At 70.5% G+C, this 23,267-nt stretch carries 17 protein-coding genes and 1 pseudogene; 3 read left to right on the top strand and 15 right to left on the bottom strand.

All coding sequences use genetic code 11. The annotated features are described in order from the left end of the window. On the bottom strand, positions 1–1,272 hold a 1,272-nt coding region (locus ACFWP5_RS44295), incomplete at its 3' end, for a metallophosphoesterase family protein (protein ID WP_384170517.1). Between the two features lie 88 nt (positions 1,273–1,360). Here ACFWP5_RS44295 and ACFWP5_RS44290 point away from each other — a divergent pair. After that, positions 1,361–3,649: a zinc-dependent metalloprotease gene (locus tag ACFWP5_RS44290; protein WP_384170515.1), complete on the top strand. Its 2,289-nt coding sequence runs from the start codon at positions 1,361–1,363 to the stop codon at positions 3,647–3,649. A 71-nt stretch (positions 3,650–3,720) separates the two neighbouring features. Here ACFWP5_RS44290 and ACFWP5_RS44285 read toward each other — a convergent pair whose 3' ends face one another. The 4 genes from ACFWP5_RS44285 to ACFWP5_RS44270 form a co-directional block, all read right to left on the bottom strand. Continuing rightward, on the bottom strand, positions 3,721–4,794 hold the full coding sequence (locus ACFWP5_RS44285; protein WP_384170513.1) for an MHYT domain-containing protein: 1,074 nt from the start codon (positions 4,792–4,794) through the stop codon (positions 3,721–3,723). Between the two features lie 154 nt (positions 4,795–4,948). Further along, positions 4,949–5,131, bottom strand: a complete 183-nt coding sequence (locus tag ACFWP5_RS44280) for an antitoxin (RefSeq protein ID WP_384170511.1) — start codon at positions 5,129–5,131, stop codon at positions 4,949–4,951. 81 nt (positions 5,132–5,212) lie between these two features. Beyond that, positions 5,213–6,457, bottom strand: a complete 1,245-nt coding sequence (locus ACFWP5_RS44275; protein ID WP_384170509.1) for an MFS transporter — start codon at positions 6,455–6,457, stop codon at positions 5,213–5,215. A gap of 113 nt (positions 6,458–6,570) precedes the next feature. Further along, the gene (locus ACFWP5_RS44270) at positions 6,571–6,954 is read right to left on the bottom strand and encodes a hypothetical protein (RefSeq protein WP_384170507.1); all 384 of its coding nucleotides are present in this window, start codon (positions 6,952–6,954) and stop codon (positions 6,571–6,573) included. Positions 6,955–7,117: 163 nt separating this feature from the next. Here ACFWP5_RS44270 and ACFWP5_RS44265 point away from each other — a divergent pair. Further along, positions 7,118–9,847 (top strand): annotated as a pseudogene (locus ACFWP5_RS44265) (BTAD domain-containing putative transcriptional regulator); the annotation flags it as partial. Between the two features lie 92 nt (positions 9,848–9,939). Here the strand turns inward: ACFWP5_RS44265 and ACFWP5_RS44260 are convergent. From ACFWP5_RS44260 to ACFWP5_RS44230, 7 genes are all read right to left on the bottom strand, one after another. Further along, on the bottom strand, positions 9,940–10,866 hold the full coding sequence (locus ACFWP5_RS44260; protein ID WP_384170505.1) for a sugar phosphate isomerase/epimerase family protein: 927 nt from the start codon (positions 10,864–10,866) through the stop codon (positions 9,940–9,942). Next, positions 10,863–11,474, bottom strand: coding sequence for a nucleoside deaminase (locus ACFWP5_RS44255; RefSeq protein WP_384170503.1), 612 nt, complete (start codon positions 11,472–11,474; stop codon positions 10,863–10,865). Before ACFWP5_RS44255 ends, ACFWP5_RS44260 begins: the two co-directional genes overlap by 4 nt. A gap of 14 nt (positions 11,475–11,488) precedes the next feature. Next, complete coding sequence (locus ACFWP5_RS44250; RefSeq protein ID WP_384170501.1) at positions 11,489–13,015, bottom strand: GMC oxidoreductase; 1,527 nt, start codon at positions 13,013–13,015, stop codon at positions 11,489–11,491. A gap of 34 nt (positions 13,016–13,049) precedes the next feature. Further along, positions 13,050–14,195 (bottom strand): ROK family protein, encoded by a 1,146-nt coding sequence (locus tag ACFWP5_RS44245; RefSeq protein WP_384170498.1) that lies wholly within the window; start codon positions 14,193–14,195, stop codon positions 13,050–13,052. Positions 14,196–14,277: 82 nt separating this feature from the next. Continuing rightward, complete coding sequence (locus ACFWP5_RS44240; RefSeq protein ID WP_384170496.1) at positions 14,278–15,180, bottom strand: carbohydrate ABC transporter permease; 903 nt, start codon at positions 15,178–15,180, stop codon at positions 14,278–14,280. Then, the gene (locus ACFWP5_RS44235; RefSeq protein WP_384170494.1) at positions 15,177–16,097 is read right to left on the bottom strand and encodes a carbohydrate ABC transporter permease; all 921 of its coding nucleotides are present in this window, start codon (positions 16,095–16,097) and stop codon (positions 15,177–15,179) included. Before ACFWP5_RS44235 ends, ACFWP5_RS44240 begins: the two co-directional genes overlap by 4 nt. Positions 16,098–16,104: 7 nt before the next feature. Next, positions 16,105–17,409, bottom strand: a complete 1,305-nt coding sequence (locus ACFWP5_RS44230) for an extracellular solute-binding protein (protein ID WP_384170492.1) — start codon at positions 17,407–17,409, stop codon at positions 16,105–16,107. 434 nt (positions 17,410–17,843) lie between these two features. Between ACFWP5_RS44230 and ACFWP5_RS44225 the strand changes: the two genes are divergently transcribed. Further along, on the top strand, positions 17,844–20,213 hold the full coding sequence (locus ACFWP5_RS44225) for a M4 family metallopeptidase (RefSeq protein WP_384170522.1): 2,370 nt from the start codon (positions 17,844–17,846) through the stop codon (positions 20,211–20,213). A 60-nt stretch (positions 20,214–20,273) separates the two neighbouring features. On the opposite strand, the gene ACFWP5_RS44220 is transcribed toward ACFWP5_RS44225, so the two are convergent. The 3 genes from ACFWP5_RS44220 to ACFWP5_RS44210 form a co-directional block, all read right to left on the bottom strand. Then, positions 20,274–21,446: a glycoside hydrolase family 64 protein gene (locus ACFWP5_RS44220; RefSeq protein WP_384170520.1), complete on the bottom strand. Its 1,173-nt coding sequence runs from the start codon at positions 21,444–21,446 to the stop codon at positions 20,274–20,276. Between the two features lie 180 nt (positions 21,447–21,626). Beyond that, on the bottom strand, positions 21,627–22,388 hold the full coding sequence (locus ACFWP5_RS44215) for a dienelactone hydrolase family protein (RefSeq protein ID WP_384170490.1): 762 nt from the start codon (positions 22,386–22,388) through the stop codon (positions 21,627–21,629). Positions 22,389–22,490: 102 nt separating this feature from the next. Beyond that, positions 22,491–23,111 carry an L-threonylcarbamoyladenylate synthase gene (locus ACFWP5_RS44210; protein ID WP_384170487.1) on the bottom strand — a complete coding sequence of 207 codons (621 nt, stop codon included), beginning with the start codon at positions 23,109–23,111 and terminating at the stop codon, positions 22,491–22,493. Positions 23,112–23,267: the final 156 nt, after the last annotated feature.

Below are 23,267 nucleotides of genomic sequence, written 5' to 3'. Positions count from 1 at the left end.
CAGCAGACTCGCGACCAGACGGACGCGCCGGGTGATCCGGACGGGCGGGCCCGGGGTACGGGTCGGCGGGATGCCGAGGCGCTCGCAGATCACGGCCGACGCCTCCGCCTCGGTCAGGGTGAAGAAGCGGCGCAGGTGCAGCCGGCGCCCGTACAGCCTGCTGTAGAAGGCGAGGGAGTCGCCGCGCAGCGGATAGCAGCGGAAGTCCTGCTCGGTGACGTGTCCGATGTCGACGCGCGGCACGGTGTGCGTCGCGTGCATGAACGCACCGCCGCCGCCCGAGACCACGTACTGGAGTGTGCGGCCGTCCTCCAACTGGACTGGATACCGCTGGTAGTTGTGGATGTCACCGCCGATCGCCGCCACGAAGTGGTGGGCCGGATCGCGGACGATGTCGTCGACCGTGCCGCCGCCCTCGATCGTGCAGGGGTGGTGCTCGCCGTCCACGTACAGCGGCGAACCGGTGACGAGGATCTTCGGCGTGGGCCCCTGCGACACCTCGAGCAGCCAGGCACCCTGTTCGGCGTCGATCGTGCCCAACAGACCTGTGTCGATGCCGATGATGCGCACCGGCCCCGCGTCGATCGCCCAGTACGGGCCCGGCTGGACGGCCTGTTGGACCGGCGAGGAACGCAACTCCCTTGCCTTGTGCAGGTGTTCGCCGTCGGACGGGCTGGGGCGGTGCCACAGCAGCGAGCGCCACCAGGCACGCGTCAGCGGGCGCGGTGCCTTCGGCGCGGGCAGCGCGGGCGCGTCGTCGCAGAAGACGCGCATGAAACCGCCGAGGTCCTCGTACCAGTCGTGGTTGCCGGGTATCGCGTAGATGGGCGCCGGATAGGCCTGGTACGGGCGGAAGAACTTCGTCTCGTAGTCGTCCGCGGTGCCGACGGGATAGATGACGTCACTGGCGACGACCGCGAACGCCGTGTCCTGACTGGCCTTCAGAAAGCCTGGCACGACGGCGTATTGGGGATCGTCGCCCTCGCCCGTGTCGCCGATGACCATGAAGGAGAAGGTGTCCGGATCGTCGCGCCGGATCACCTTGTCGGCGGGTGCTCCGGCGGCCGCGCGCTGCGCCACCCAACGGCCGCGAGTGCTGCCGGTCGGGTCCCCGAACCAGGACGCCAACACACCGTTGCGTGCGGCCCACAGGGTCTTCGGGCTGAGCCACGAGACCTTCTCGACGTGGGACGGCATGAGCTGCTGGAACACACCGCGTTCGGCGGTGCCCCAACCGGCGCCTTCGGGGGTATCGCGTGAAGATTCAGACACCGGTGAACCGTAACAACGAGCCAGCGCGGTGCGGGAGGCAGGGGCCTGGCAACATCAACTCGACGTTGCTCAACCGAAAGGCCCCCGCATGCCCGGCGAAGCCGACTTCATCGACCTGATCCCCGACCCCGAACTCCGTTCGGACCGGCTGCTGTTGGGCATCCGCCACTTCGACGAACCCTTCCTCCTCTCCGTGTCCCTCTCCCAGGGCCTGGGCTCAAGCGACCTCTGGCTGGACCGGGGGAAGGCGGGCAGGACCTGGCTCGCGGAGTTCCGCCGGGTCGGCGACCGGGTCCTGTTCGCCGTCCGCAACAAGCACTTCCTGACCTCGGGCGACGCGGCCGCCGTACGGGCCGGCGAAGAGTCGTTCGCGCTGTCCGTGCTGTGGAGCGGGCCGGTGCTGCGCGAGGAGAACGGCGCGGTGGTCGTCGACGCCACCGGGCTCGTCCTCGCCGACCACGACGCGATCGCCGAGCATCTGCACGCCCGCGAGCAGGGCGACTACACGATCGACGCGTCCACGAGCCTCCCGCTCGTCGTCGACAGCCGCACCGGACCCACCGCCGTCCGGCTGCCCGCACTGCTCACCTTCCGCGGCCCCGGCCGCGGACCGGCGGTCCAGGCGGTCGCCGCCGACCCGCGCGCCCTCACCGTCATCCAGCAGCTGAACCTGCTGCGGCTTCCCGCGTCCCCGCTGCCCGTACGGCGCTACCACCCCGCCTCGGGCGGCTACGGCATCGGCTACGCCGACCACGGCCTCGTCGGCCGGGCGAGCACCCAGGTCAAGCTCCAGCCCCGCTTCCGCGCGGAACCCGGCGGCGCCCCGATCGTCTTCCACATCGACCCGGCCGTCCCCGAACCGTTCCGTTCGGCGGTCGTCGAGGGCGGCAACTGGTGGCAGCAGGCCTTCGCCCGGATCGGACTCCCGGACGCCTATCGGGTCGAGCCCGGCGGCGACGGCTTCGACCCCTACGACCCCGACGTCAACGGGGTGGTCTGGGTGCACCGGGCGGGCCGCGGCTGGTCCCTCGGCCAGGGGCTGACCGACCCGCGCACCGGCGAGATCCTGCACGCCCGGGTACGACTCGGCTCCCAGCGCGTCGAGCAGGTCCGCGCGCTCGGCGAGTCCCTCCTCGCACCGTACGGCCGCCCGGACGAGGCCGAACGGCTCGCCGCCGTCGAGGAGTTGGTGCTCGCCCGGCTGCGCCAGCTCGCCGCGCACGAGATCGGCCACGCGCTCGGCTTCATGCACAACTTCGCCAGCACGCTGCACCCCGAGCCGTCCGTCATGGACTACCCGCATGCCCGCGTCCAGGTCACGGAGGACGGCGACCTGGACCTGTCCGCCGCGTACGGCACGGGACTTGGGCCGTGGGACCACTTCCTGGTCGCCCATGCCTACGGGCGGTTCAACGCCGCCGACGAGGAGAGCGCGCTCGCCGAACTGCGCCGCGAGGCCGCCGAGTCGGGCCTGACCTACCTCTCCGACGAGGACGCCCAGGGCCCGAACGCCGCCCACGCCGACGCCGTGACCTGGGTCAGCGGGCCGGACGCCCTCCAGGCGCTGGAGGCGATGCTGCGCGTTCGCCGTATCGCACTGGCCGGATTCTCCCGCGGGGTCCTGCCGCCCGACCGGCAGACCGGCGAACTGGAGGAACGGGCCGTCCTGTTGCACCTCCTGCACCGGCACGAGGTGACGGCCGTGGCCCGGCTGGTCGGCGGGGTGCGCTACGAGTACGGCCTCGCGGGCGAGGACGGCCGAGGCGCACAGGCCGTCGACGCGGCCACCCAGCACACGGCACTCAGCCGACTCGCCGAGCTGCTGCGGGCCGAGCAACTCGCCCTGCCCAGCGCGGTGTTGGACACCCTCACCCCGCCCGCGATCCGCTACGGCCGGACGGATCAGTACCTCGACACGGGTGCCGGGCGGATCTTCGACCCCTTCGAGGCCGTACGGGTCGCGACCGCACTGGTCACGGAGCAGCTCTTGGACCCGGCCCGGCTCAACCGGGTGGCCTGGCAGTATGCCGCCGACCCCGCGGCGCCCGGTGTCACCGACATCGTCGACGCGCTCCTCGCCGCCACCTGGCGCCGTACCGACGCGGTACCCGCCGAGCTGCCCGGCGGGGTCGCGGTGCAACACGCGGCGGACTGGACCCTCCTGAACCACCTGCTGACCCTGCTCGACGACACGGCGCTCCACGCACCGGTACGCATGTCGCTGCGCGGCGCCGTGCGGCGGCTCGGGACGGAGCTGCGGTGCCAGGGCGACGAACAGGCGCGTGAGGCAGGGGAGTTGATCCGGGCGTTCCTCGTCGATGCCGGTTCGGTGCGGGTCGATCCGCTGCCCCGGGTGCCGCCGGGCGCACCCAACTGAGCCAGGCCGTAGGGCCACTTGACTGCCGCGGCAGCAGGTGGCTCAAGTCGGGCCGTGGCGCGCGGTGTTGGTCACCACTCACCGGGGCGCTGCGGGGTGCCGTACGGATCCGGGCGGCCGCGTGCGGGAGCGGCCGGGGTGTTTTGGGCGCCGCGGGGATTCGGCGGCGACGGGATGGCGGGGCTGCCGTACGGGGCCTGTCGGCCCGGGGCCGGGGTGTCGGGGTTTCTGCGGGTGTTCCGGCTTCGGCTCCGGCGGCTGCCCGGTGGGGCGGGTGGGCTCTCGTACCGGCCCGGTTGGCCGGCGGCCGGGCGGTCCGGCGTGTCGAAGAGTGAGTCGGAGCGCGGGGTGGGCTGCTTGCCGCCGGTGTCCGCGCCGACGGGGTGGCGTGCGAAGGAGCGGTCCCATTCGCCCTCGCCCATCACCAGCAGCGGGTCGAACATGACGACGACCCCGGCCAGCAGCAGGAAGACGGCCGGTCCCAACAGCATGGGAAGCAGAATGGAGCTGGCCGAGTCGCCCGTCCACGCCCCGCCGGTGCCGTGCAGATGGACGCTCACGGCGGCCATGCCCGTGTAGTGCATCCCGGACACGGCCACGCCCATCACCAGGCTGGCGCCCAGGCTCGCCAGGAAGCCCCGGATGGAGACGGCCGCCCACAGCGCCGCCGTCGCGGCGACGATCGCGATCACCACGGAGAGCGCGACCGTGCTGGTCCGGTACTCGATGTCGCCGTTCAACTTCAGGGCCGCCATGCCCAGATAGTGCATGGCGGCGACTCCTAATCCGGTGATGACGCCGGCCGCGGAGAGTGTGCCGGCGGTGGCGCCGCGGTAGCCCACGGCGAACACGCCGATGCCGACGACGACGATCGCCACGGCCAGACTCAGTACCGTGAGGCCGACGTCGTAGCCGATCCGGGTCTCCTCGACCTGGAAGCCGATCATCGCGATGAAGTGCATCGTCCAGATGCCGCTGCCGATCGACGTCGCGCCGAGCGCGAGCCAACCCGCTTTCCACGACTGCCGGTTGTGCAGGGACCGCACCACGCAGCGCAGTCCCAGAGCCCCTCCCAGGCAGGCCATCAGATAGGCCGCCACCGGGGTCACCGCACCGTAGCGGAACCCGTCGATCGTGCCTTGCATGAGCCAACTCCCCCCAGAGTTCTGGCTTCTTGTGGGGGGAGTATGTATGGATCAGGGCCCGGCTGCGCAACCCTTTCACGTCGGCGGTCGGTTAACTCTGTGCTTTCGGGGGATTACTTCGGGCCCATCGAGGGTGATACGGGTACAGAAGCGGTCAGGGCTGTTGCGGCCTGTCGCGGTCGATGAAGTCCTTGGCCTTGTCCTGCGCCGTGTCGACCTGCTTGGCGTGCTTGCCGCCCGTGCGCTCGTCGACCATGTCTCCCGCCCGGTCGACGCCCTCCTTGGCCTTGTCCGGGTGCTGGCCCAGCATTCCCTTGACCTTGTCCATGATCGACATGGCTGTCCTCCTTCGGACGTGCGTTGGCCCTCCCAGCATCCCTCGGCTTCCCGTGTGTCGCATTTCGGGTGATTCCTGCGGTCAGGCCCGCACGAGAGGCTCGACCGCGTCGGTGTCGCGGGCCTCCCTGGTGCGGGACACGGCGAGCAGGAGCGCCTGGAGGACCGCTCCGGACAGGCCCACCCACAGGGCGAACCGGTAGCTGACGTGGTCGGCGAGGAGTCCGCCCAGGGGTGCGCCGATCGCCACCATTCCCCAGTTGAACGAGCGGATCGTGGCGTTCATCCGTCCCCGTAGCCGCTCGGGCGTGACCGCCTGGCGGTAGCTCATCTCCACGGGGCTTTCGAGCGAGATGGCGCAGGAGACCACGAAGAAGGCGAGCGACACCGAGACCAGGGCCCACGGTCCCCGCTGGGCGAGGACCAGCGGCAGCCAGTCGACGGCGGCGACGATACGGCCCGCGATCAGGACGGCGCCGACGTCGAACTTCCGCGCCGCGCGAGCGGAGAACGCGCCGCCGAGCACTCCGCCGAGGCCCGCGCAGGCGTACGTCACGCCCAGACCGAAGTCCCCGATCCTCAGCTCCCGCAGTGCGAAGACCACGAAGACCGTGCTGACGACGGTGTTGAAGAGGAGCATCAGGTGCGAGGTCAGCGCGATGGACGCCAAGGTCCAATGGCGGTAGACCCAGGCCACCCCCTCACGCAGTTCGCTGAGGAGACTGCGCCGCGCGCCCCGGTCGGGAACGGGGTCGTGGGCCCGCACCGAGGTGAGCAGCAGGCCCGACACCAGATAGCTGACGGCGTCCACGAGCACGGCGAGCGGGGCGCCGACCAGCCTGATCAGCACTCCGGCGATCAGCGGCCCGGTCGACCCGGCCGCCGCGTCGGCCTGCCCCACCCGGGCATAGCCGGCGTTGAGGAGTTCCTTGGGGACCAGCTGCGGGACGTAGGAGTGGTTGGCCGCGTCGAAGAACAGACAGAGCAGTCCGAAGGCGAAGACGCACGCGCACAGCGCGGCGATGCTCAGCCGGTCCAGCGCGTACAGCAGCGGGATCGCGCAGAGGAGGAGGGCCCTGCCGAGATCCATGGCCACCATGACCGGCTTGCGCCGGCAGCGGTCCACCAGCACCCCGGCCACGAGCCCGAAGAACAGATAGGGCGCCCAGCGGGCCGCGTTGACCAGCCCCACCTCCGTGGCGGACGCGTCCAACGTGACGGCGGTGAGGATCTGCAGCGCCAGCCCTGTGATCTGTGAGCCGAACGACGAGATCGCGGAGGCGGCCCAGAAGCGTACGTACCCAGGAACGTCCACCAGGCGCGGCATGATCGGATCGTATCAAGTGACCGCTTTCAGGCGGCAGTTGGTGGCGGCGTCGAGCCCCAGGCCACGATGACCGGGGGCTCGACGCCGTGGACGGATCCGAGGTCACCGTCCGGTCAGCACTGCGGAACGCTCCCGTTGTGGAAGGCGGCGTTGGTGTCGACGAACGCCCCGTACGTCCATCCGGTGGCGGTCAACTCCAGTCCGTTGAGATGGGTGTAGCGCTCGTCGACGGTGCGGTACCAGACGTTTCCCCCGCCGAGGTTGTCACCTCTGGTCCAGCAGGTGGCGAGGATCGTGTCCCCGGGCCAGAGGTCCGGGACGCCGACCGTCCCGGAGGCCAGGGTGGGGCCGTTGAAGAGAGCCGCCCCGTTGCCTGTGGTCAGCGGGATCAGTGCGCTCGCGGACGCGCTCGCCGCCGTTCCCAGAATCAGCCCGCCGGCGCTCAGCGCCGCGGCCACCGCGATCATGGCGCCCCGGCGCCGTATCGTGCGTCTCATGTCTGCCTCCTGAGTACGTGGTCGAGCTCTTCGACCAGAGGTCAAGTCCGTTGAGCAGCAGTCGAGTTGTTCGGTCGGTGGACGACTGCTGCCACGCACCAAGGTGTCGGGCGGGTCAGGGACAAACGTTGGACAATTCTTGAATCGGGGGGAGACGGTCGGGATGACGGTGGAATTCGGGGTGCTGGGCAGTGTCGAGGCCGACATCGACGGCCGGCCGGTGGCCTTGGGGCATGCCCGTCAGCGGGCTGTCCTGGCGGTGCTCCTGGTCGACGTCGACCGTCCGGTCACGACCGGCCAACTCACCGAACGGGTCTGGGGGAACCACGCACCTCAGCAGGCCCGCACCACCCTGCACAGCTACCTCTCCCGGCTGAGACAGGCCCTGGCCGCCACCGGCGAGGCGGTCATCGCACGGCAGCCGGGCGGCTACGTCCTCACCACCTCCGACGCCGTGACCGTGGACCTGCACTCCTTCCGCCGTACGGCCGCCGAGGCCCGCGCCGCCGACGACGACACCGGCGCCGCGGCCCTCCTCGAACAGGCCCTGGGGTTATGGCGCGGGGAGCCCTTCGCCGCTCTGGACACTCCCTGGTTCAACGCCCTGCGCGACACCCTCGTCCAGGATCGGCTCGCGGCCCAACTGGACCTGGGCGACCTGCGGTTACGGCTGGGACAGCACGCCGCGCTGCTGCCGGAACTGTCGGCCCGCACGGAGGCACACCCGCTGGACGAGCGTCTGGTCGGCCAGTTGATGCTCGCGCTGCACCGCTGCGGCCGTTCCGCCGAAGCCCTGGACCACTTCCACCGCACCCGCGGCAGGCTGGGCGAGGAGCTGGGCATCGAACCCGGCCCGGCGCTGCGGGACATCCAGACCGCCGTCCTGCGCCAGGACACCGCCCTCGCCCCGTCGCCCGGACCACCGGCGTCGCCGTACGCGGTCCCCGCCCAACTTCCCCTGGCCGTCGCGGCGTTCACCGGACGTGACGGCGAACTCGCCCAGCTCGACACCCTCTTGCCCGCCGTAGCCGACGCCGGTCCGGTACCGCAGGCCGCAGTGGTGATCTCGGCGGTGTCGGGCACCGCGGGGGTCGGCAAGACGGCGCTGGCCGTGCACTGGGCCCACCGGGTCCGGGAAGCCTTCCCCGGCGGGCAGTTGTACGTGAACCTGCGCGGATTCGACCCCGGCGGTTCCGTGGTGGGCCCGACCGAGGCGGTCCGGGGGTTCCTGGACGCCTTCGGGGTGCCCCCGGCCCGCATCCCGAACGGCCTGGAAGCTCAAGTCGGCCTGTATCGAAGCCTGTTGGCCGGGCGGCGGGTGCTGGTGGTGCTGGACAACGCCCGCGATGCCGCACAGGTCCGCCCGCTGCTGCCCGGCGCGGCCGGCTGTCTGGCACTGGTCACCAGCCGCAACCGGCTCGCCGGCCTGGCCGCGACCGAGGGCGCCCACCTGCTGGCCGTGGACCTGCTCACCACCGCCCAGGCCCGGGAACTGCTGACCGGCCGCCTCGGCGCCCGCCGGACCGCCGCCGAACCCGACGCCGTGGACGAGATCGTCACCCGGTGCGCGGGACTGCCCCTGGCGCTGGCGATCGTGGCCGCCCGGGCCGCCGACCGGCCTCACATCCCGCTCGGCACCCTCGCCCGCGAACTGCGCGCGGCCGACGGCCGGTTGGACGCCCTGGACGGCGGAGACGGGGACCCGGCCACTCAGGTACGGGCCGTCCTGTCCTGGTCGTACCAGGCACTGAGCGCCGACGCCGCCCGGCTCTTCAGGCTCCTCGGTCTGCACCCCGGACCCGACACCGCCCTGCCCGCCGTCATAGCCCTGGCCGGACTGCCGCCCGCCCGGACCCGCGCCCTGCTCACCGAGCTGATCCGCGGCAACCTGCTCACCGAACACACCACGGGCCGCTACACCTTCCACGACCTGCTGCGCGCCTACGCCACCGAACTGACCACCACGCACGACAGCGACGCCACCCGGCATTCGGCGACCCACCGGATGCTCGACCACTATCTCCACACCGCTCACGCCGCCGACGCACTGCTGACCCGGAGGCAGGATCCGATCACGCCGGCCCCCGCCCAACCGGGCGCCAGGCCACAGGAGTTGGGCAATCGCCGGGAGGCGCTGGCCTGGTTCACCGCCGAGCACTCCGTCGTCCTGGCCGCCGTCGAGCAGGCCTCCGCCGGGTTCGAGGCCCACACCTGGCAGCTCGCCGCGGCCGTCGCCACCTTCCTCAACCGGCAGGGCCGCTGGCCCGCGCTGGCCGCCGCCCACACGACCGCCCTCAACGCCGCCGGTCGACGCGACGACAGGACGGGACAGGCCCAGGCCCACCGCGGACTCGGGCTCGCCCACACCCAGCTGAACCACCCCGAGGACGCCCGCGCCCACTACGCACTCGCGCTGGACCTGTTCGAGGAACTCGGCGACCACGCCGGCCGGGCCCGCATCCACAAACACCTCGGCCGGGTGTACTCGGACCGGGGCGAGTACCGGGAGGCACTCGGACACGCCCATGAGGCTCTCGCGCACTACAGGGCCGTGCACGACCGGCTCGGACAAGCCGTCGCCCTCGACCACATCGGCCGCTACCAGGTCAGACTCGGCGACCAGCCGCGGGCGGCCCTCGCCCACAGCCGACAGGCCCTCGCGCTGGTCGAGGAGATCGGGGACCTCAACGGCCAGGCCTACACCTGGGGCAGCTTCGGCTACATCCACCAGCACCTCGGCGAGTACGGGCAGGCCGTCGAGTGCTACCGGCAGGCCATCGACCTGTTCCACAAGACCGACGACCGCTTCCACGAGGCCACCAGCCTCGCCGACCTCGGCGACACCCACCACGCCGCGGCCGAGTCCGACGCGGCCCGCGACGCCTGGATCCAGGCCCTGACCATCATCGACGAGATCAGCCTCCTGGGCACGGCCCCCCTGCGCGCCGAGATCCTCCGCGGCCTCGACGCGCTCCGGGCCACCGATCACGCCAGCACCGACGACGCCACCGCCCTCCCCGCCAGCAACGCGGCGACCGGATCGGCCGCCTCGTCCAGTTCGATGAGCACCGTGTCCGCGCCGGGTGTACGGGACATCGCGTCGGCCCAGCCCTTCCAGTCGACGATGCCGGAGCCCAACTCGGCCATGTAGGGCTGCTGTTGGGCGAAGACCGTCTCGTCGACGGTGAGTTCCACGTCGATGGGCCGGACCGCGTCCTTCCAGTGCGCCAGGGCGACACGTTGCGCGTGACGGCGTGCCACGGCCACCGGATCGCCTCCGCCGAGCGCGATGTGGCAGGAGTCGGGGCACAGCCAGACATAGCGCGGATCGGTGAACGCCATGAACAGGTCGATGTCCCGCTCGTACCAGAGCGTGCTGTTGGACTCCGTGTGGAACGCGAGCCGCACGCCCTGCCGGGAGACCGCCTCGCCCACCGCGTGCGCGATGTCGGCCATGCGGGTCATGTACGGCGCGTCGACGAAGAAGGGCGGCCGCGTCCCGAACGTCGTGCGCATGGGGAGTCCCGTGACCAGGAGTTCCGCCCCCACGTCGACGAGGAAGGCCGCGCGTCGCTCGGCGTCGGCGACGATCGCGGACAGGTTGTCGGCGTCCCGCCAGTCGGGGCTGTCGTCCCCGGCGACGAACGCGCTCACGACGGCCAGCCCACGGGACACCAGCTCGCGCCGGAAGGCCTGCGCACTGCCGAAGGCCCGCAGCGCCGACTCGATGTCGCCCGGCGCGAAGGTGAGTTCGATGCCCGTGACGCCGGCCTCGTCCAGCGCGTCCATCACCCGCGCCCAGAAGCGCTCGGGGTGAGCCAGTGCCCACGCGCGTACCGCGTCCGCCGAGGGGAGCCCCCAGAAGTCCGGGTGGTAGAAGGTGACGACATCGGTGGCGAAACGCGGGGTCACGCGGTGCCTCCGCGCGCGTTGTAGACGACGACGCCGTCCGCCTCGTCCACGGCCTTGCGGTAGTTCCGGAACACGGCCAGCGCCTCGTCCCGGAGCACATCTCCTACGACCTCGATGCCGCGCGCCTCGAACTGCCCGGCCCAGTCCGCGCCGAGCGGGCCCTCGTCGAACGTGGTGATCTCCTCCAGTTCCGGGCCCTCGCCCGCGACCACCAGACCGCGCACCCCGGACCACAGGGTGGCGCCGTAACACTGGACACAGGGGTGCCAGTTGACGACCAGCTCGTGGGACGGGAGGCCGGTGGCGCCCAAGTCCCAGCCACCGGTGGCTGCTTGGGCCAGACCGAGTGCCACGACCTCCGCGTGTGCGCTGGAGACTCCCGAGGCGAGGACGACGTTCACGCCGACGGAGACGATCCGGCCGGTGTCGCGCTCGGCGACGAGGGCCGCGAACGGACCGCCGTCGCCCTCCCGCCAGTTGCGGTCCGCGAGCCGGTGCACGAGGCGCATCCGGTCCTCCCGGCCGGGGACGACGGCGGGCACGTCGGCCAACTCGTCGTCTATCCACGCCGGTAGGGCCACGCGGTATTCCTTCACGATGTCGATCACGTTCGGGTTTCCTCTCAGTGCGCGGCGAGTGGCGCGGTGCGGGTGGTGACGGCCCGGGCGGTCCGTACGGCCGTCAGCGCGCCGGTGAGCGTCACGTTGGCGGCCATCGGTGTGGGGATCACTCCGGTGCCGGCGACGTACAGGTTGTCGAAGCCCCACACCCGGCCGTCCGGGTCGCACACGCTGGTCCCGTCGTCGGCGGTGCCCGAGCGGACGGTGCCGGTCAGGTGCAGGGACGAGCCGGGCGGGAGCAGGGCGAGTTCGGTCGCGGGGTCGAAGGGGCCGAACTCCTCGGCCAGTGAACGGACCTCGGCGAGCCCCCGGTCGATCAGCGCGCGGTCGGTGTCGGAGTAGCCGAACTCGACGCCGATACGCGGCAGTCCGGCGAGGTCGGTGTCCAACTCGGAGAAGACAAGCCGGTGTTCGAGGTGCGACTCGACGGGGACGAGTAGTGACAGCCCCACGGCGTGTGCGAGGGGGCGGCCGTTCTCGTCGACGTACGTCCGGTTCATGATCTGACCGTGGAACGGCTGTGCCGGCCCGTTCTGCGGCAGCCAGAGCGAGTCCGTGCTGAACTCGCCGGTGCGCGGGAGCGGCAGATCGTCCAGGGCGATGCCGAACCGGTCCAGATCCAGCAGGACTTGGGCGGTGATGAACGCGTGCTCGTTGAGGTAGCGGCCCAGTGCTTCGGGGCGGATGCCCGAGGCGAACAGCAGTTGCGGGGTGCGCAGCGCGTCGGCGCACACGATCACGGTGCCCGCGTGGAGTTCGGACTCCGTGCCGTCGGCGACGCGGCGCAGTCGGGCGCCGGTGGCCCGGCCGTCCGAGACGACCAACCGGGTGGCGAGCGTCCCTGTCAGCAGCGTGAACGCCGTGTCGCCGCCCGACGCGATCGCCGGGAAGATCGTCCCCGGTGCCGTGCGCGGCATGGGGCCCGAGTCCGTCGCCGTGACGGCCATGGGCATCGGCTGCGGTCGTCGGTCGGCGGGCGCGGTGTCGTCGTAGCGGCGGCGCAGTACGTCGAGGACGGTGCGGCCGACCTCGGTCGGGCCGATGGGGGAGGGGGAGACGGCGAGCAGGCGGCGCGCGGTGTCCAGGTCGGCCGCCCAGCGGGCCGGGTCGCCGAAGTCGAACACCTCGGGCCCGGCCGGCCACGGCGTGGCAGCGGTCCAGTGGACGCCCATGCCACCCGCGTTCCACGCCAGCGCCGTCGCGGGCATCGCCTCGGCGTCCTCACCGAAGGCCAGCGCGTGGAACATGCCGGGTGTCAGGCCGACGAGACTGTCCGCGACCTCGCGCACCACCTCGGCGCCGGTGTACATGCCCTGGACGCCGGAGTCGACCCGCTCGTTGTACCGCGACCAGAGGGCCGGGTCGGCGACGTCGTGCAGATGCAGTCCGGGCGCGTCGCCGATCGCGCTGCCGCCGTCGACCATCGTGATGCCCAGCCCCGGATCGCTCTCCCGCAGTAGCCGGGCCACCACGGAACCCATGATGCCGCTGCCCACGATGAGGACGTCGGTGTGCGGGATGTCGGTCACAGGGAGACTCCAAAGTCGGGTGCTGTGGGGGGAGTTAGGAGCTGGGGATCAGTGGTCCGAACAGCTCGGTGTCCATGCGGTCGAGTGCCAGCTTCACGGCGCCGATCAGCGCGGCGTCGCGGCCCAGACCGGTGGCGCGGAGTTCGATCGCGGGGGTACGGGCGACGCGCATCGCCTCGCGCACCCGGGGGAGCAGCACATCGGCGGCGTCCTCCAGACCACCGCCGAGCACGATGAGCGAGGGCGCGACCGTCCACGACAGGGTGGTGAGGATCGAGGTGATGTTCTCGACGAACTCGTCGACCTCGGCGAGCGCTTCCGCGTCTCCGGCCCGGGCGGCGTCGAAGCGTTCCCGCGCCACCTTGCGTTGGGCCGCCTCCGGTGAACTCAGCCAGGCCACGTGACGGTCCTCAACCGTCCCGGTCGGGATCGACCGCGCCTCGACGATCTCGCCCGCCGCGCCGTCCAGACCCCGGTGCACGGCCCCTCGGATCAGGATGCCGAGACCGGTCCGGTTGCCGAGGATCGCCCACACGACGTTGTCGTGGTCACCGGCCACACCCCGCCAACGCTCCGCCAGTGCACCGAGGTTGGAGTCGTTGTCCGCGAACCAGGGCATCCGGATGCGCTGTTCGAGCTCCTTGGGCAGGTGCACACCTTCCCAGCGCGTGGTGTGCACCAGGCGTCGTACGACTCCCTCGTCGTCGATGGCGCCACCGCCGGCCACCGCACCCGCGCGCAGCCGGTCCGGTGATCCGCCCGCGTCGTCGAGCGCCTCCCGCACCAGAGCCGCCGCGTCGTCGAGCGTGGCCTGAGGGTCCTGGTAGGCGCGCAACGGGCGGTGTGCCCGGCCGACGATACGGCCGCGTACGTCGGCGATCACCGCGGAGGCGTCGGCGGTGTTGATGTAGACGGCCGCCAACAGGGCGTGCTCCGCGCGCAGTTCGTACCGTCGGGCCGGTCGCCCGGCACTGCCGCTGGTCGGAATCCGCTCCAACTCGGCCACCCAGCCCGCCTCGACGAGCGAGTCCAGGATCAGCTCGATGGTACGGCGGGACAGCCCGGCCCGTTCGGCGAGCGCGGTCAGGGTCGTGGGCCCCGCGGACACCGCGAGCGCGCGCAGGACGACCGAGGTGTTGACGCGCCGCACGGCGCTCTGGTTCATCCCCGACATCAACATCCCTCCGCCTCCTCGGACCTGCCCCGTACGACGGGGTCGGACACCCCGGTGATGGGAGCGTGGACGGTCTCCGTCATGGGCCTCACCGCATTCCTGATCCGGCGATGCCCTGCACGAAGTACCGCTGCAGGAACAGGAAGAGCACGAGGACCGGCAACATCACGACGATCGCGCCGGCGAGGACCAGGCCGTAGTCGGTGACGTGCTGGGCCGCCTGGCTGGTGGCGGCGAGGCCGACCGGGAGGGTGTAACTCGACGTGCTCTGGGCGACGATGAGCGGCCAGATGAAGTTGTTCCACGAGTTCAGGAACGACATGATCGTGATCGTCGCGACCGCCGGACCGGCCAGCGGAAGAAAGATCCGGAAGAAGATCCGGAACTCGCCCGCGCCGTCGATGCGTGCCGCCTCCAGCAACTCTTCGGGGACCGACTGCGCGTACTGCCGCATGATGAAGACCGAGAGCGGGAGCGCCACGCCGGGGAGCGCGATGCCGGTGAGCGTGTCGGCGAGGCCCATGTCGACGGTGATGACGAACTGGGTGACGAACACCGTGGTGAACGGCACCATCATCGCCGCCATCACCGCCCCGAACGCGAGCCGCTTGCCCGCGAACTCCAGCTTGGCGAGGGCGTATCCGGCCGCCGAGGCCGCCACGATGTTGCCGATCACCACCATGAGGGCGACCAGCACACTGTTGGTGAGGAAGCGCCCGAAGCCCTCGGTCCGGAACAGCCGCACGAAGTTGTCGAGCGTGACGTGTTGCGGCAGCCACGCGCCCGGGTCGGACCGGATCTCGTCGAGTCCGCGCAGCGAGCCGCTGATCACCCAGAAGAAGGGGAGGAGGGTGAGCAGCGCGCACAGCACCAGCGCGCCGTACAGCAGCGATCGGCCAACGGACCGTGTGCGTACGGCGATCCGGTCCTCGGCGGCGGTGGCGATCAGGTCGGCGTCTGCGTCGTTCAAGGACGCGGCTACGGCGGTCATGTGCGGGGCCTCAGCAGACGGAACTGGACGACACTCACCAGCAGGACGAGCAGCAGCATCACGAAGGACGCGGCCGAGGACATGCCCAGCTGGCCGGACCCGAACTGGTGGTAGGTGTACAGCGACACGGACTCGGTCGACCCCAACGGGCCGCCGTCCGTGAGGAGATAGGGCTCGTCGAAGACCTGGAGGTAGAAGACGGTCAGCAGCACCGACACCATGAGAGTGGTGGGCAGGAGGAGCGGCAGGGTGATGTGCCTCAACTGCCTCCACCTGCCCGCCCCGTCGAGCGCGGCTGCCTCGTACACGTCCTCCGGCACGGCCTGCAGTCCGGCGAGGAACAGGACCATCGCGGTGCCGAAGTTGCGCCAGACGCCGAGCAGGATCACCACGGGCATGGCGAGGTGCGGATCGTCCAGCCAGTTCGGTCCGGCGAGACCGACGGCGGCCAGCGCCTTGTTGACGGTGCCACCCGCGTTGAAGGCGTACTGCCAGATCAGGGCGACCGCGACGACGTTCGTGACGACCGGCGCGAAGAAGACCGTACGGAACACTCCGCGCATGCGCCGGATCCCGGAGTTCAGCACCACGGCCAGCGCGAAGCCGATCGCCATGGTCAGCGGCACACCGGCGGCGACGAAGACGGCGGTGTTCAGGATGTCCCGCAGGAAGGTCGGGTCCTGGAACAGGCGCAGGTAGTTGTCCAGGCCGGTGAAGTCGACCGCGAGGGGATGGCGCAGGTCCGAGCCCCGCAGGTCGGTCAGGCTGAAGCCGAGCGCGGCCACCGTGGGGATCGCGGTGTAGAGCACGAACACGACGGCGAACGGCGCGAGGAACAGCCACGCGACCGCCGTACGACGCGAACTCCCCGAGCGGCGCGCCCTGTCGGGCGCCCCCGGGACGAGCGTGGTGGTCATCCGCGGCTCACTCCGCGCCCGTGCCGAGACTCTTGGCGTACGCCTGGATGCTCGCGGCGGCCTTCTCCGCGGTCTGCGTGCCCTTGGCCACGGCCTCCGTCTCCTTGCCCAGCCGGGTGGCGACCTGCTGCCAAGTACCCACCTGGGGAAAGGCCTTGGTGTTCTTCAGCTGGGTGAGGAAGGCGTCGAGTAGCGGCTGCTTCTTGACGGTCGGATCGTCCCAGGCGGAGATCACCGCCGGCAGTGAGCCGTACGCCGCGTACTGCGCGACCTGCGTGCTCGGCTTCGACACGTACCGGACGAACTTCCACGACGCGTCCGTGTTCCCGCCGTCCGCGAGGACGCCCCAAGTACCCCCGGCGGAGAAGGAGATGCTGCCCGAGGCGCCGGCCGGCAGCGGTGCCGTGGCGACATGGGCCGCTGTCCAGCCGGTCTTCTTCGCGGCGGTGTCGAGCTGCCCGAGCACCCATGGACCGGTGATCATCGTCGCGGTCCTGCCGGACACGAAGTACGGCTGCGCGTCGAGGAAGGTGGGGGTCGCGGTGTCGGCCGAACCCGAGGTGAAGAACGACGCGTTGTACTTGAGGGCGTCGACCATCGCCGGTGTGTCGAGGGTCCAACTACCGTCGGACGAGAGCAGGTTGCCGCCTGCCTGCCAGGCGTACATGGCGACGTCCTGGCCGTTGAAGATGTCCCAGCCGTTGTCGGCGCCGAGCCCGTGCACGGCGCCGGCACCCTTCAACGCGTTGAAGAACGGCACCATTTCGGCCCACGTGGTCGGCGCCTCGACGCCCGCCTTCCTGGCGAGGTCGGCGCGGTAGACGAGGGCGTACGTGTACGCGTACCAGGGCACCGTGTAGGCCACGTCCTTGACCAGACCCGCGTCCCACAGGCTCTTGAAGAAGGCGCCGGAGTCGACGAGCCCGTCCGGCACGGGCTGGAGGATCGAGGGGTCGAGGAACTGGGCCTGCGACTCGGGGAAGAGCTGGGCCACATCGGGGCCCTTGCCCGCGGCGATCGCCGCTTGGAGCTTCGTGTAGTACTCGGAGTTCGGTATCAGCGTGAACTTCACGGTGACGTTAGGGTTCGCCGCCTTGAACGGCTTGATCACCTTGGCGAGGACGTCGGCGTCGCCCTGCGCGGCCCAGACGTTGACGGTGCCGGTGGCCGGCTTGGCGTCGATCGACTTGGCGGTGGCTTTCGCGGTGGCGGTGGCGGTGTCGCCGCGCCCACAGCCCGCGAGGGCGAGGGTGCCGAGCAGAGCGGTGCCTGCGGACAGTCTGAGGACGCCGCGGCGGGAGGGTTCGGACACTCTGGGCTCCTGTCTCATGGGGCGCTGAGGACAGTGAAGGGATTTCCGGATTTCCGGAGATTCTCGGGGAAAGCAGCGTTATCGGTCCGACGGCCGTAATGCGGCTGATGGGACCTCTGTGGCTGACTGCGACGTTAGGAAGGGTCTGTTTCGCCGGCGTGGCTCAGCCGTCACGAATAATTTCGGAACTTGTAGCGAAATCCCTGACAGAGGGAAAACCCTTGAGTGCCCCTGACCTGCGTGACATGGACGGGTCAACGCTGTCATCCTCCACGCAGCCACCCCCACGATTCCTTCACGGATTGGTCAAAGTTCCGCCGGTCCCGCACAGCTCGGCTCTTCCCGGACAGCAGACCCGGCTGTCCGGTCTGTCACCGGCCGCGTTCGCGGTCGTCGCAGTAGGAGTAAGAGTGAGACGCATCCCCCGCAAGCGGATGGCGGTAGGAGCCCTGGTCTCCACCGCCGCTTTCCTGGCCGTCGGCATCCAGTCGGTGCCCGCGACCGCGAAGCCCGCCTCCCCCCACCCGAGCCCGCTGCTCACCGGCAGCCTGGAGGCGAAGCTCACCCCGGCACAGCGCTCCGCCCTGGTGAAGAGCGCCACGCAGAACAGCACGACGACCGCCCGCACCCTCGGCCTCGGCGCCAAGGAGAAGCTGGTCGTCAAGGACGTCGTCAAGGACAACGACGGCACCGTCCACACCCGCTACGAGCGCACCTACGACGGTCTCCCCGTCCTCGGCGGCGACCTCGTCGTGCACACCCCGCCCGCCACCGAGGCGACCGGCACCGTGAGCGCCACCTTCAACAACAAGCACACCCTCGCGGTCCCCTCCACCACCGCGTCCTTCGCCAAGTCGGCCGCCGAGACCAAGGCCCTGACGACCGCGAAGGCCCTCGACGCCAAGGCGCCCAGTACCGACAGCGCCCGCAAGGTCATCTGGGCCGGCGACGGCACCCCGAAGCTCGCCTGGGAGACGGTCGTCGGCGGGTTCCAGGACGACGGAACCCCCAGCCAGCTGCACGTCATCACCGACGCCACAACCGGCAAGGAACTCTCCCGCTACCAGGGCATCCAGACCGGCACCGGCAACACCCAGTACAGCGGCACGGTCTCGCTGAGCACCACGCTCTCGGGCTCGACGTACCAGCTGTACGACACCACGCGCGGCGGCCACAAGACGTACAGCCTCAACAACGCCACGTCGGGCACCGGCACCCTGATGACCGACGCGGACGACGTGTGGGGCACGGGCGCCGGCTCCAACACCCAGACCGCCGGCGCCGACGCGGCCTACGGCGCCCAGGAGACCTGGGACTTCTACAAGAACACCTTCGGCCGCAGCGGCATCAAGAACGACGGCGTCGCCGCCTACTCGCGCGTCCACTACAGCACGGCGTACGTCAACGCCTTCTGGGACGACAGCTGCTTCTGCATGACGTACGGCGACGGCACCAGCAGCACCCACGCGCTGACCTCGCTGGACGTGGCCGGCCACGAGATGAGTCACGGCGTCACCTCCAACACCGCCGGGCTCGACTACACCGGTGAATCAGGCGGGTTGAACGAGGCGACCTCCGACATCTTCGGCACCGGCGTCGAGTTCTACGCCAACAACTCGTCCGACGTGGGCGACTACCTCATCGGCGAGAAGATCGACATCAACGGCGACGGCACGCCGCTGCGTTACATGGACAAGCCGAGCAAGGACGGCGGCTCCGCGGACAGTTGGTACTCCGGCGTCGGCAACCTCGACGTGCACTACTCCTCGGGCCCGGCGAACCACATGTTCTACCTGCTCTCCGAGGGCAGCGGCACCAAGGTCATCAATGGCACCACCTACACCAGCACCACCTCCGACGGTGTCGCCGTCGCGGGCATCGGCCGGGCCGCCGCCCTGCAGATCTGGTACAAGGCGCTGACGACGTACATGACGTCCAGCACCGACTACGCCGGAGCCCGCACCGCCGCGCTCAGCGCCGCTGGGGCTCTGTACGGCACAACTTCCGCGCAGTACGCGGGAGTCGGCAACGCCTTCGCCGGCATCAACGTCGGCAGCCACATCACCGTGCCGACCACCGGCGTCACGGTCACCAACCCGGGCAGCCAGTCCTCGACCGTCGGCACGGCGGTGAGCCTGCAGGTCTCGGCCAGCAGCACCAACAGCGGCACCCTGACGTACGCCGCGACCGGACTGCCGACCGGCCTGTCGATCAGCTCCACGGGCGCCATCACCGGCACCCCGACGACCGCGGGCACCTACAGCTCCACCGTGACCGTCACCGACAGCACGGGAGCGACGGGGACCGCGTCCTTCACCTGGACCGTGAGTTCCAGCGGCGGGGGAGGCACCTGCACCTCGACCCAGCTGCTGGGCAACGCGGGCTTCGAGTCGGGGAACACCACCTGGACCGCGACCAGCGGCGTCATCACCAACGAGACCGGTCAGGCGTCCCACGCCGGCTCGTACTACGCCTGGCTGGACGGCTACGGCTCCACCCACACCGACACACTGACCCAGTCGGTGGCCGTGCCGAGCGGCTGCAAGGCGACGCTCACCTTCTATCTGCACGTCGACACGGCGGAGACGACCACCAGCACCGCGTACGACAGTCTGACGGTCACCGCGGGATCGACCACCCTGGCCACCTACTCCAACCTCAACAAGGCGACCGGCTACACGCAGAAGACCTTCGACCTGTCCTCCTTCGCCGGCACCACCGTGGCGTTGAAGTTCAGCGGCGTCGAGGACTCCTCCCTGCAGACCAGCTTCGTCGTCGACGACACGGCACTGACGACCAGCTGATCCACCCGTGAGCCCGGCACCCCGCACGCGCCCCCAGGCGTGCGGGGTGTTCCGGTTTCCTCAGCTGAGCGGGTCCAGCGTCAGGTAGGCCTGCTGCGGGTTGCCGTCGTTCACCAGGGACTCCTGGGCGCCGACGTCGTCGAACGCGAACGCGTACGCCTTGCCGTCGGCCATCTGCGCGTGGATCTTGCGCGCGTACTGGTTGGTCACCGTGTCCACGTAGAAGTTCGCCGTGGTGGTGTCCGGCTGGTTGGGGTTGACCAGGAGCGTGGAGCGGTTGAAGCCCGCGCACAGGGTGCGTGAAATCGGGCCGCGCACCAGGTCGTTGGGGGCGTCGAGGTACTTGGCGCAGCCGAAGATGCTGGCCGCGTCCGGCTTCTGGAAGGTCGTGACGACCGCGCCGGAGCTGTTGGTGAAGTTCATGACGTTGCCCGACACCCGGCCGTAGTACTTGGTGTTCGGCTGGTCGGCGAATGGCGTCACGGTCAGCGTCGACGACGAGTACTTCGTCCAGACGCGGTTGATGTAGTCGTCCATCACGGTGCTGGGGAGGGCGCCCGTCTCGATCCCGTACGTCGGTGAGAGCGCTCGCAGAACCGTTCCGTCGGACTGGGTCTGGATCAGGTTCGCCCAGCCGCCCGGCTGCCCGCGCAGCGCGTTGAAGAACCCGGTGTAGCCACCCGACTTGAGATGCCCGGTGGACGCCGTGCTCCCGTCGGAACGCTGCACCCCGACCGCGTACGGCGCGGAGAACATGTCCACCTGGGTGCTGTTGATCCACAGCCCGGAGTCGTTCAGCGTGTACTCGGACCAGTTGAAGAGGATGTTGCGGTTCGGGTCGGTCGGGTTCTGCACGGCCGGCTGCACCAGACCGCCGGTCGTCAGCTTGAACACCAGCTTCTGGCCGTACGAGAAGTAGATGCGGCCCGAGAACTTGGGGATCCGGATGGTGGCGGACTGCCCGGCCGCCGGGCCCGTGATCGACGCGTCCGGTGCCGGGGTGGGCGGGTTGCCACCGGCCGGCCAGGCGTGGAACGTGCCGTTGGCGTCGGCCCAACCCTGCTGGCCGGTGGCCAGGTTGGTGCCCAGGTCGTAGATGTAGACCGCGTCGCCGCGGCCCGAGTTGTTGGTGATCTTCAGCGGGATCGTGGCGGGCACCGCGGCGTCCGCCGTCAGCGGTGTGGCCAGCGCGATCATCGTGGCCACCGCGGTCGCGGCGCCCAGTCGACGCATGAGTCCGGCGAGCACTACTCACCTCCATGTGGGGGGTGTACGAAAATTGGTCCGTACCTATGTGAGAGCGCTCTCAGAGTCGCGCCGAGCCGCGTTCATGTCAATGGAGGAAACGAAAGGCGCCCACGGCAACTCGCGCCGTGGGCACCCGGATCGGATCAGGGAACGGGGGTCTGCCGATCAGAAGGTGCGGTCCAGCAGGTCGAGCAGCGCGACCCAGTGACGCTCGTCGGCCTTCGCGTCGTACGCCGAGGTGTCGGCCTGCGTGTAGCCGTGCCGCGCACCCGTGTAGACCTCGCAGCGGTGCCGGACACCGGCCGCGGTGAGCGCGTCCTCGAACCGCTTGATCTGGTCCTCCGGCATCGAGGGGTCCTGGTCGGCGTGCCCGAAGTACAGCTCGGCGGTGATGTGTTCGGCGGCCAGGTGCGGGCTGGTCGGGTCGTCGGTGGCCAGCCGCCCGCCGTGGAAGCCGGCCGCGGCCGCCACCCGGTCCGGGTAGGCACCGGCGGTGTACAGCGCCAGCCGGGCGCCCATGCAGTACCCGGTGATCGCGACCGGCCCGTCCGCGACCAGCGGGGAGTCGGCCAGCCAGCGCAGATAGGCGCCGGCGTCCCGCTCGATCAGTTCGGGATTGCGGGCCAGCCCCATGATCAGCGGGCCGACCTTCTCGAAGATTTCGGGACGCCCGTCGTGATCGATGAACTCGGGCAGCTCGACCACCGGGGCGCGCCCCTGCCGGTAGAACACGTTGGGCACCAGGACCGTGTAACCGGCCTCGGCCAGCCGGTCGGCCATCGACTTCAGGTGGGGGCGCAGTCCGAAGGCGTCCTGGTAGAGCAGCACGGCCGGACGCGGGCGCTCGTCACCGGGATGCACCAGATAGGCGTCCGCGATGCCGTCCTCGGTGGGGATGTCCACGGCTGTGCCCTGTACGGCGGTCATGGTGGGGGTGCCTCCCTGCGGATGGGCGCCGGGCCGACAGCCGGCCCGGAGCGGCGTGTTCCGATCATCGTGGCACGCCGGCCTACGGCCCCTCCGCCGGGGTCACTCGAACCGAGAGACGTCGCCCGCGCCCTTGCGGACGATCTCGGCCTCGCCGTTCGAGAAGTCGATGACGGTCGTCGGTTCCGTGCCGCAGTCCCCGGAGTCGACCACCGCGTCCACCACGTGGTCGAGCCGGTCCTTGATCTCCCAGCCCTGGGTCATCGGCTCCTCCTCGTCGGGCAGGAGGAGGGTGCTGGACAGCAGCGGCTCGCCCAGCTCGGCGAGCAGGGCCTGGGTGACGACGTGGTCGGGGATGCGCACGCCCACGGTCTTCTTCTTCGCGTTCAGCAACTGGCGCGGCACCTCCTTCGTCGCCGGGAGGATGAACGTGTAACTGCCGGGCGTGGAGGCCTTGATGGCGCGGAACACGTCGTTGTCGATGTGCACGAACTGGCCCAGCTGGGCGAAGTTCTGGCACACCAGCGTGAAGTGGTGCCGGTCGTTCAGATGCCGGATGGTGCGGATCCGCTCCATGCCGTCACGGTTGCCCAGCTGACAGCCCAGCGCGTAGCAGGAGTCGGTCGGGTACGCGATCAGCGCACCCGAGCGCACACTGTCCGCGACCTGGGAGATGGTGCGGGGCTGCGGGTTGTCCGGATGCACGTCGAAGTACTTGGCCACCCGTCGAGCTTATGCCGTGCCCGCGCCGGTCGCCGCGCGGGCCCGCTGCAGGCTGTCGGTCCGGCGGGTGTGTACCCCGGCGAATCGGGGGAAGCCGACGAGTGCGCCCGGGTCTCTCCCCCGAACCCGGGCAGGACCGGCTCCGCCGCGGCCCAC

The sequence above is a fragment of the Streptomyces sp. NPDC058469 genome, from assembly GCF_042721125.1.
GTDB lineage: Bacteria > Actinomycetota > Actinomycetes > Streptomycetales > Streptomycetaceae > Streptomyces.
The sequence above is the reverse complement of the archived record's forward strand: the minus strand, read 5'-3'. Positions and strand labels throughout refer to the sequence as shown.

What these genes read in the sequence shown, in the direction of transcription:
- ACFWP5_RS44290 (WP_384170515.1), top strand. Translation starts at nt 1,361, where the DNA reads ATGCCCGGCGAAGCCGACTTCATCGACCTGATCCCCGACCCCGAACTC.
- ACFWP5_RS44285 (WP_384170513.1), bottom strand. Translation starts at nt 4,794, where the DNA reads ATGCAAGGCACGATCGACGGGTTCCGCTACGGTGCGGTGACCCCGGTG.
- ACFWP5_RS44280 (WP_384170511.1), bottom strand. Translation starts at nt 5,131, where the DNA reads ATGTCGATCATGGACAAGGTCAAGGGAATGCTGGGCCAGCACCCGGAC.
- ACFWP5_RS44275 (WP_384170509.1), bottom strand. Translation starts at nt 6,457, where the DNA reads ATGCCGCGCCTGGTGGACGTTCCTGGGTACGTACGCTTCTGGGCCGCC.
- ACFWP5_RS44270 (WP_384170507.1), bottom strand. Translation starts at nt 6,954, where the DNA reads ATGAGACGCACGATACGGCGCCGGGGCGCCATGATCGCGGTGGCCGCG.
- ACFWP5_RS44245 (WP_384170498.1), bottom strand. Translation starts at nt 14,195, where the DNA reads ATGTTGATGTCGGGGATGAACCAGAGCGCCGTGCGGCGCGTCAACACC.
- ACFWP5_RS44240 (WP_384170496.1), bottom strand. Translation starts at nt 15,180, where the DNA reads ATGACCGCCGTAGCCGCGTCCTTGAACGACGCAGACGCCGACCTGATC.
- ACFWP5_RS44235 (WP_384170494.1), bottom strand. Translation starts at nt 16,097, where the DNA reads ATGACCACCACGCTCGTCCCGGGGGCGCCCGACAGGGCGCGCCGCTCG.
- ACFWP5_RS44225 (WP_384170522.1), top strand. Translation starts at nt 17,844, where the DNA reads ATGGCGGTAGGAGCCCTGGTCTCCACCGCCGCTTTCCTGGCCGTCGGC.
- ACFWP5_RS44220 (WP_384170520.1), bottom strand. Translation starts at nt 21,446, where the DNA reads ATGCGTCGACTGGGCGCCGCGACCGCGGTGGCCACGATGATCGCGCTG.
- ACFWP5_RS44215 (WP_384170490.1), bottom strand. Translation starts at nt 22,388, where the DNA reads ATGACCGCCGTACAGGGCACAGCCGTGGACATCCCCACCGAGGACGGC.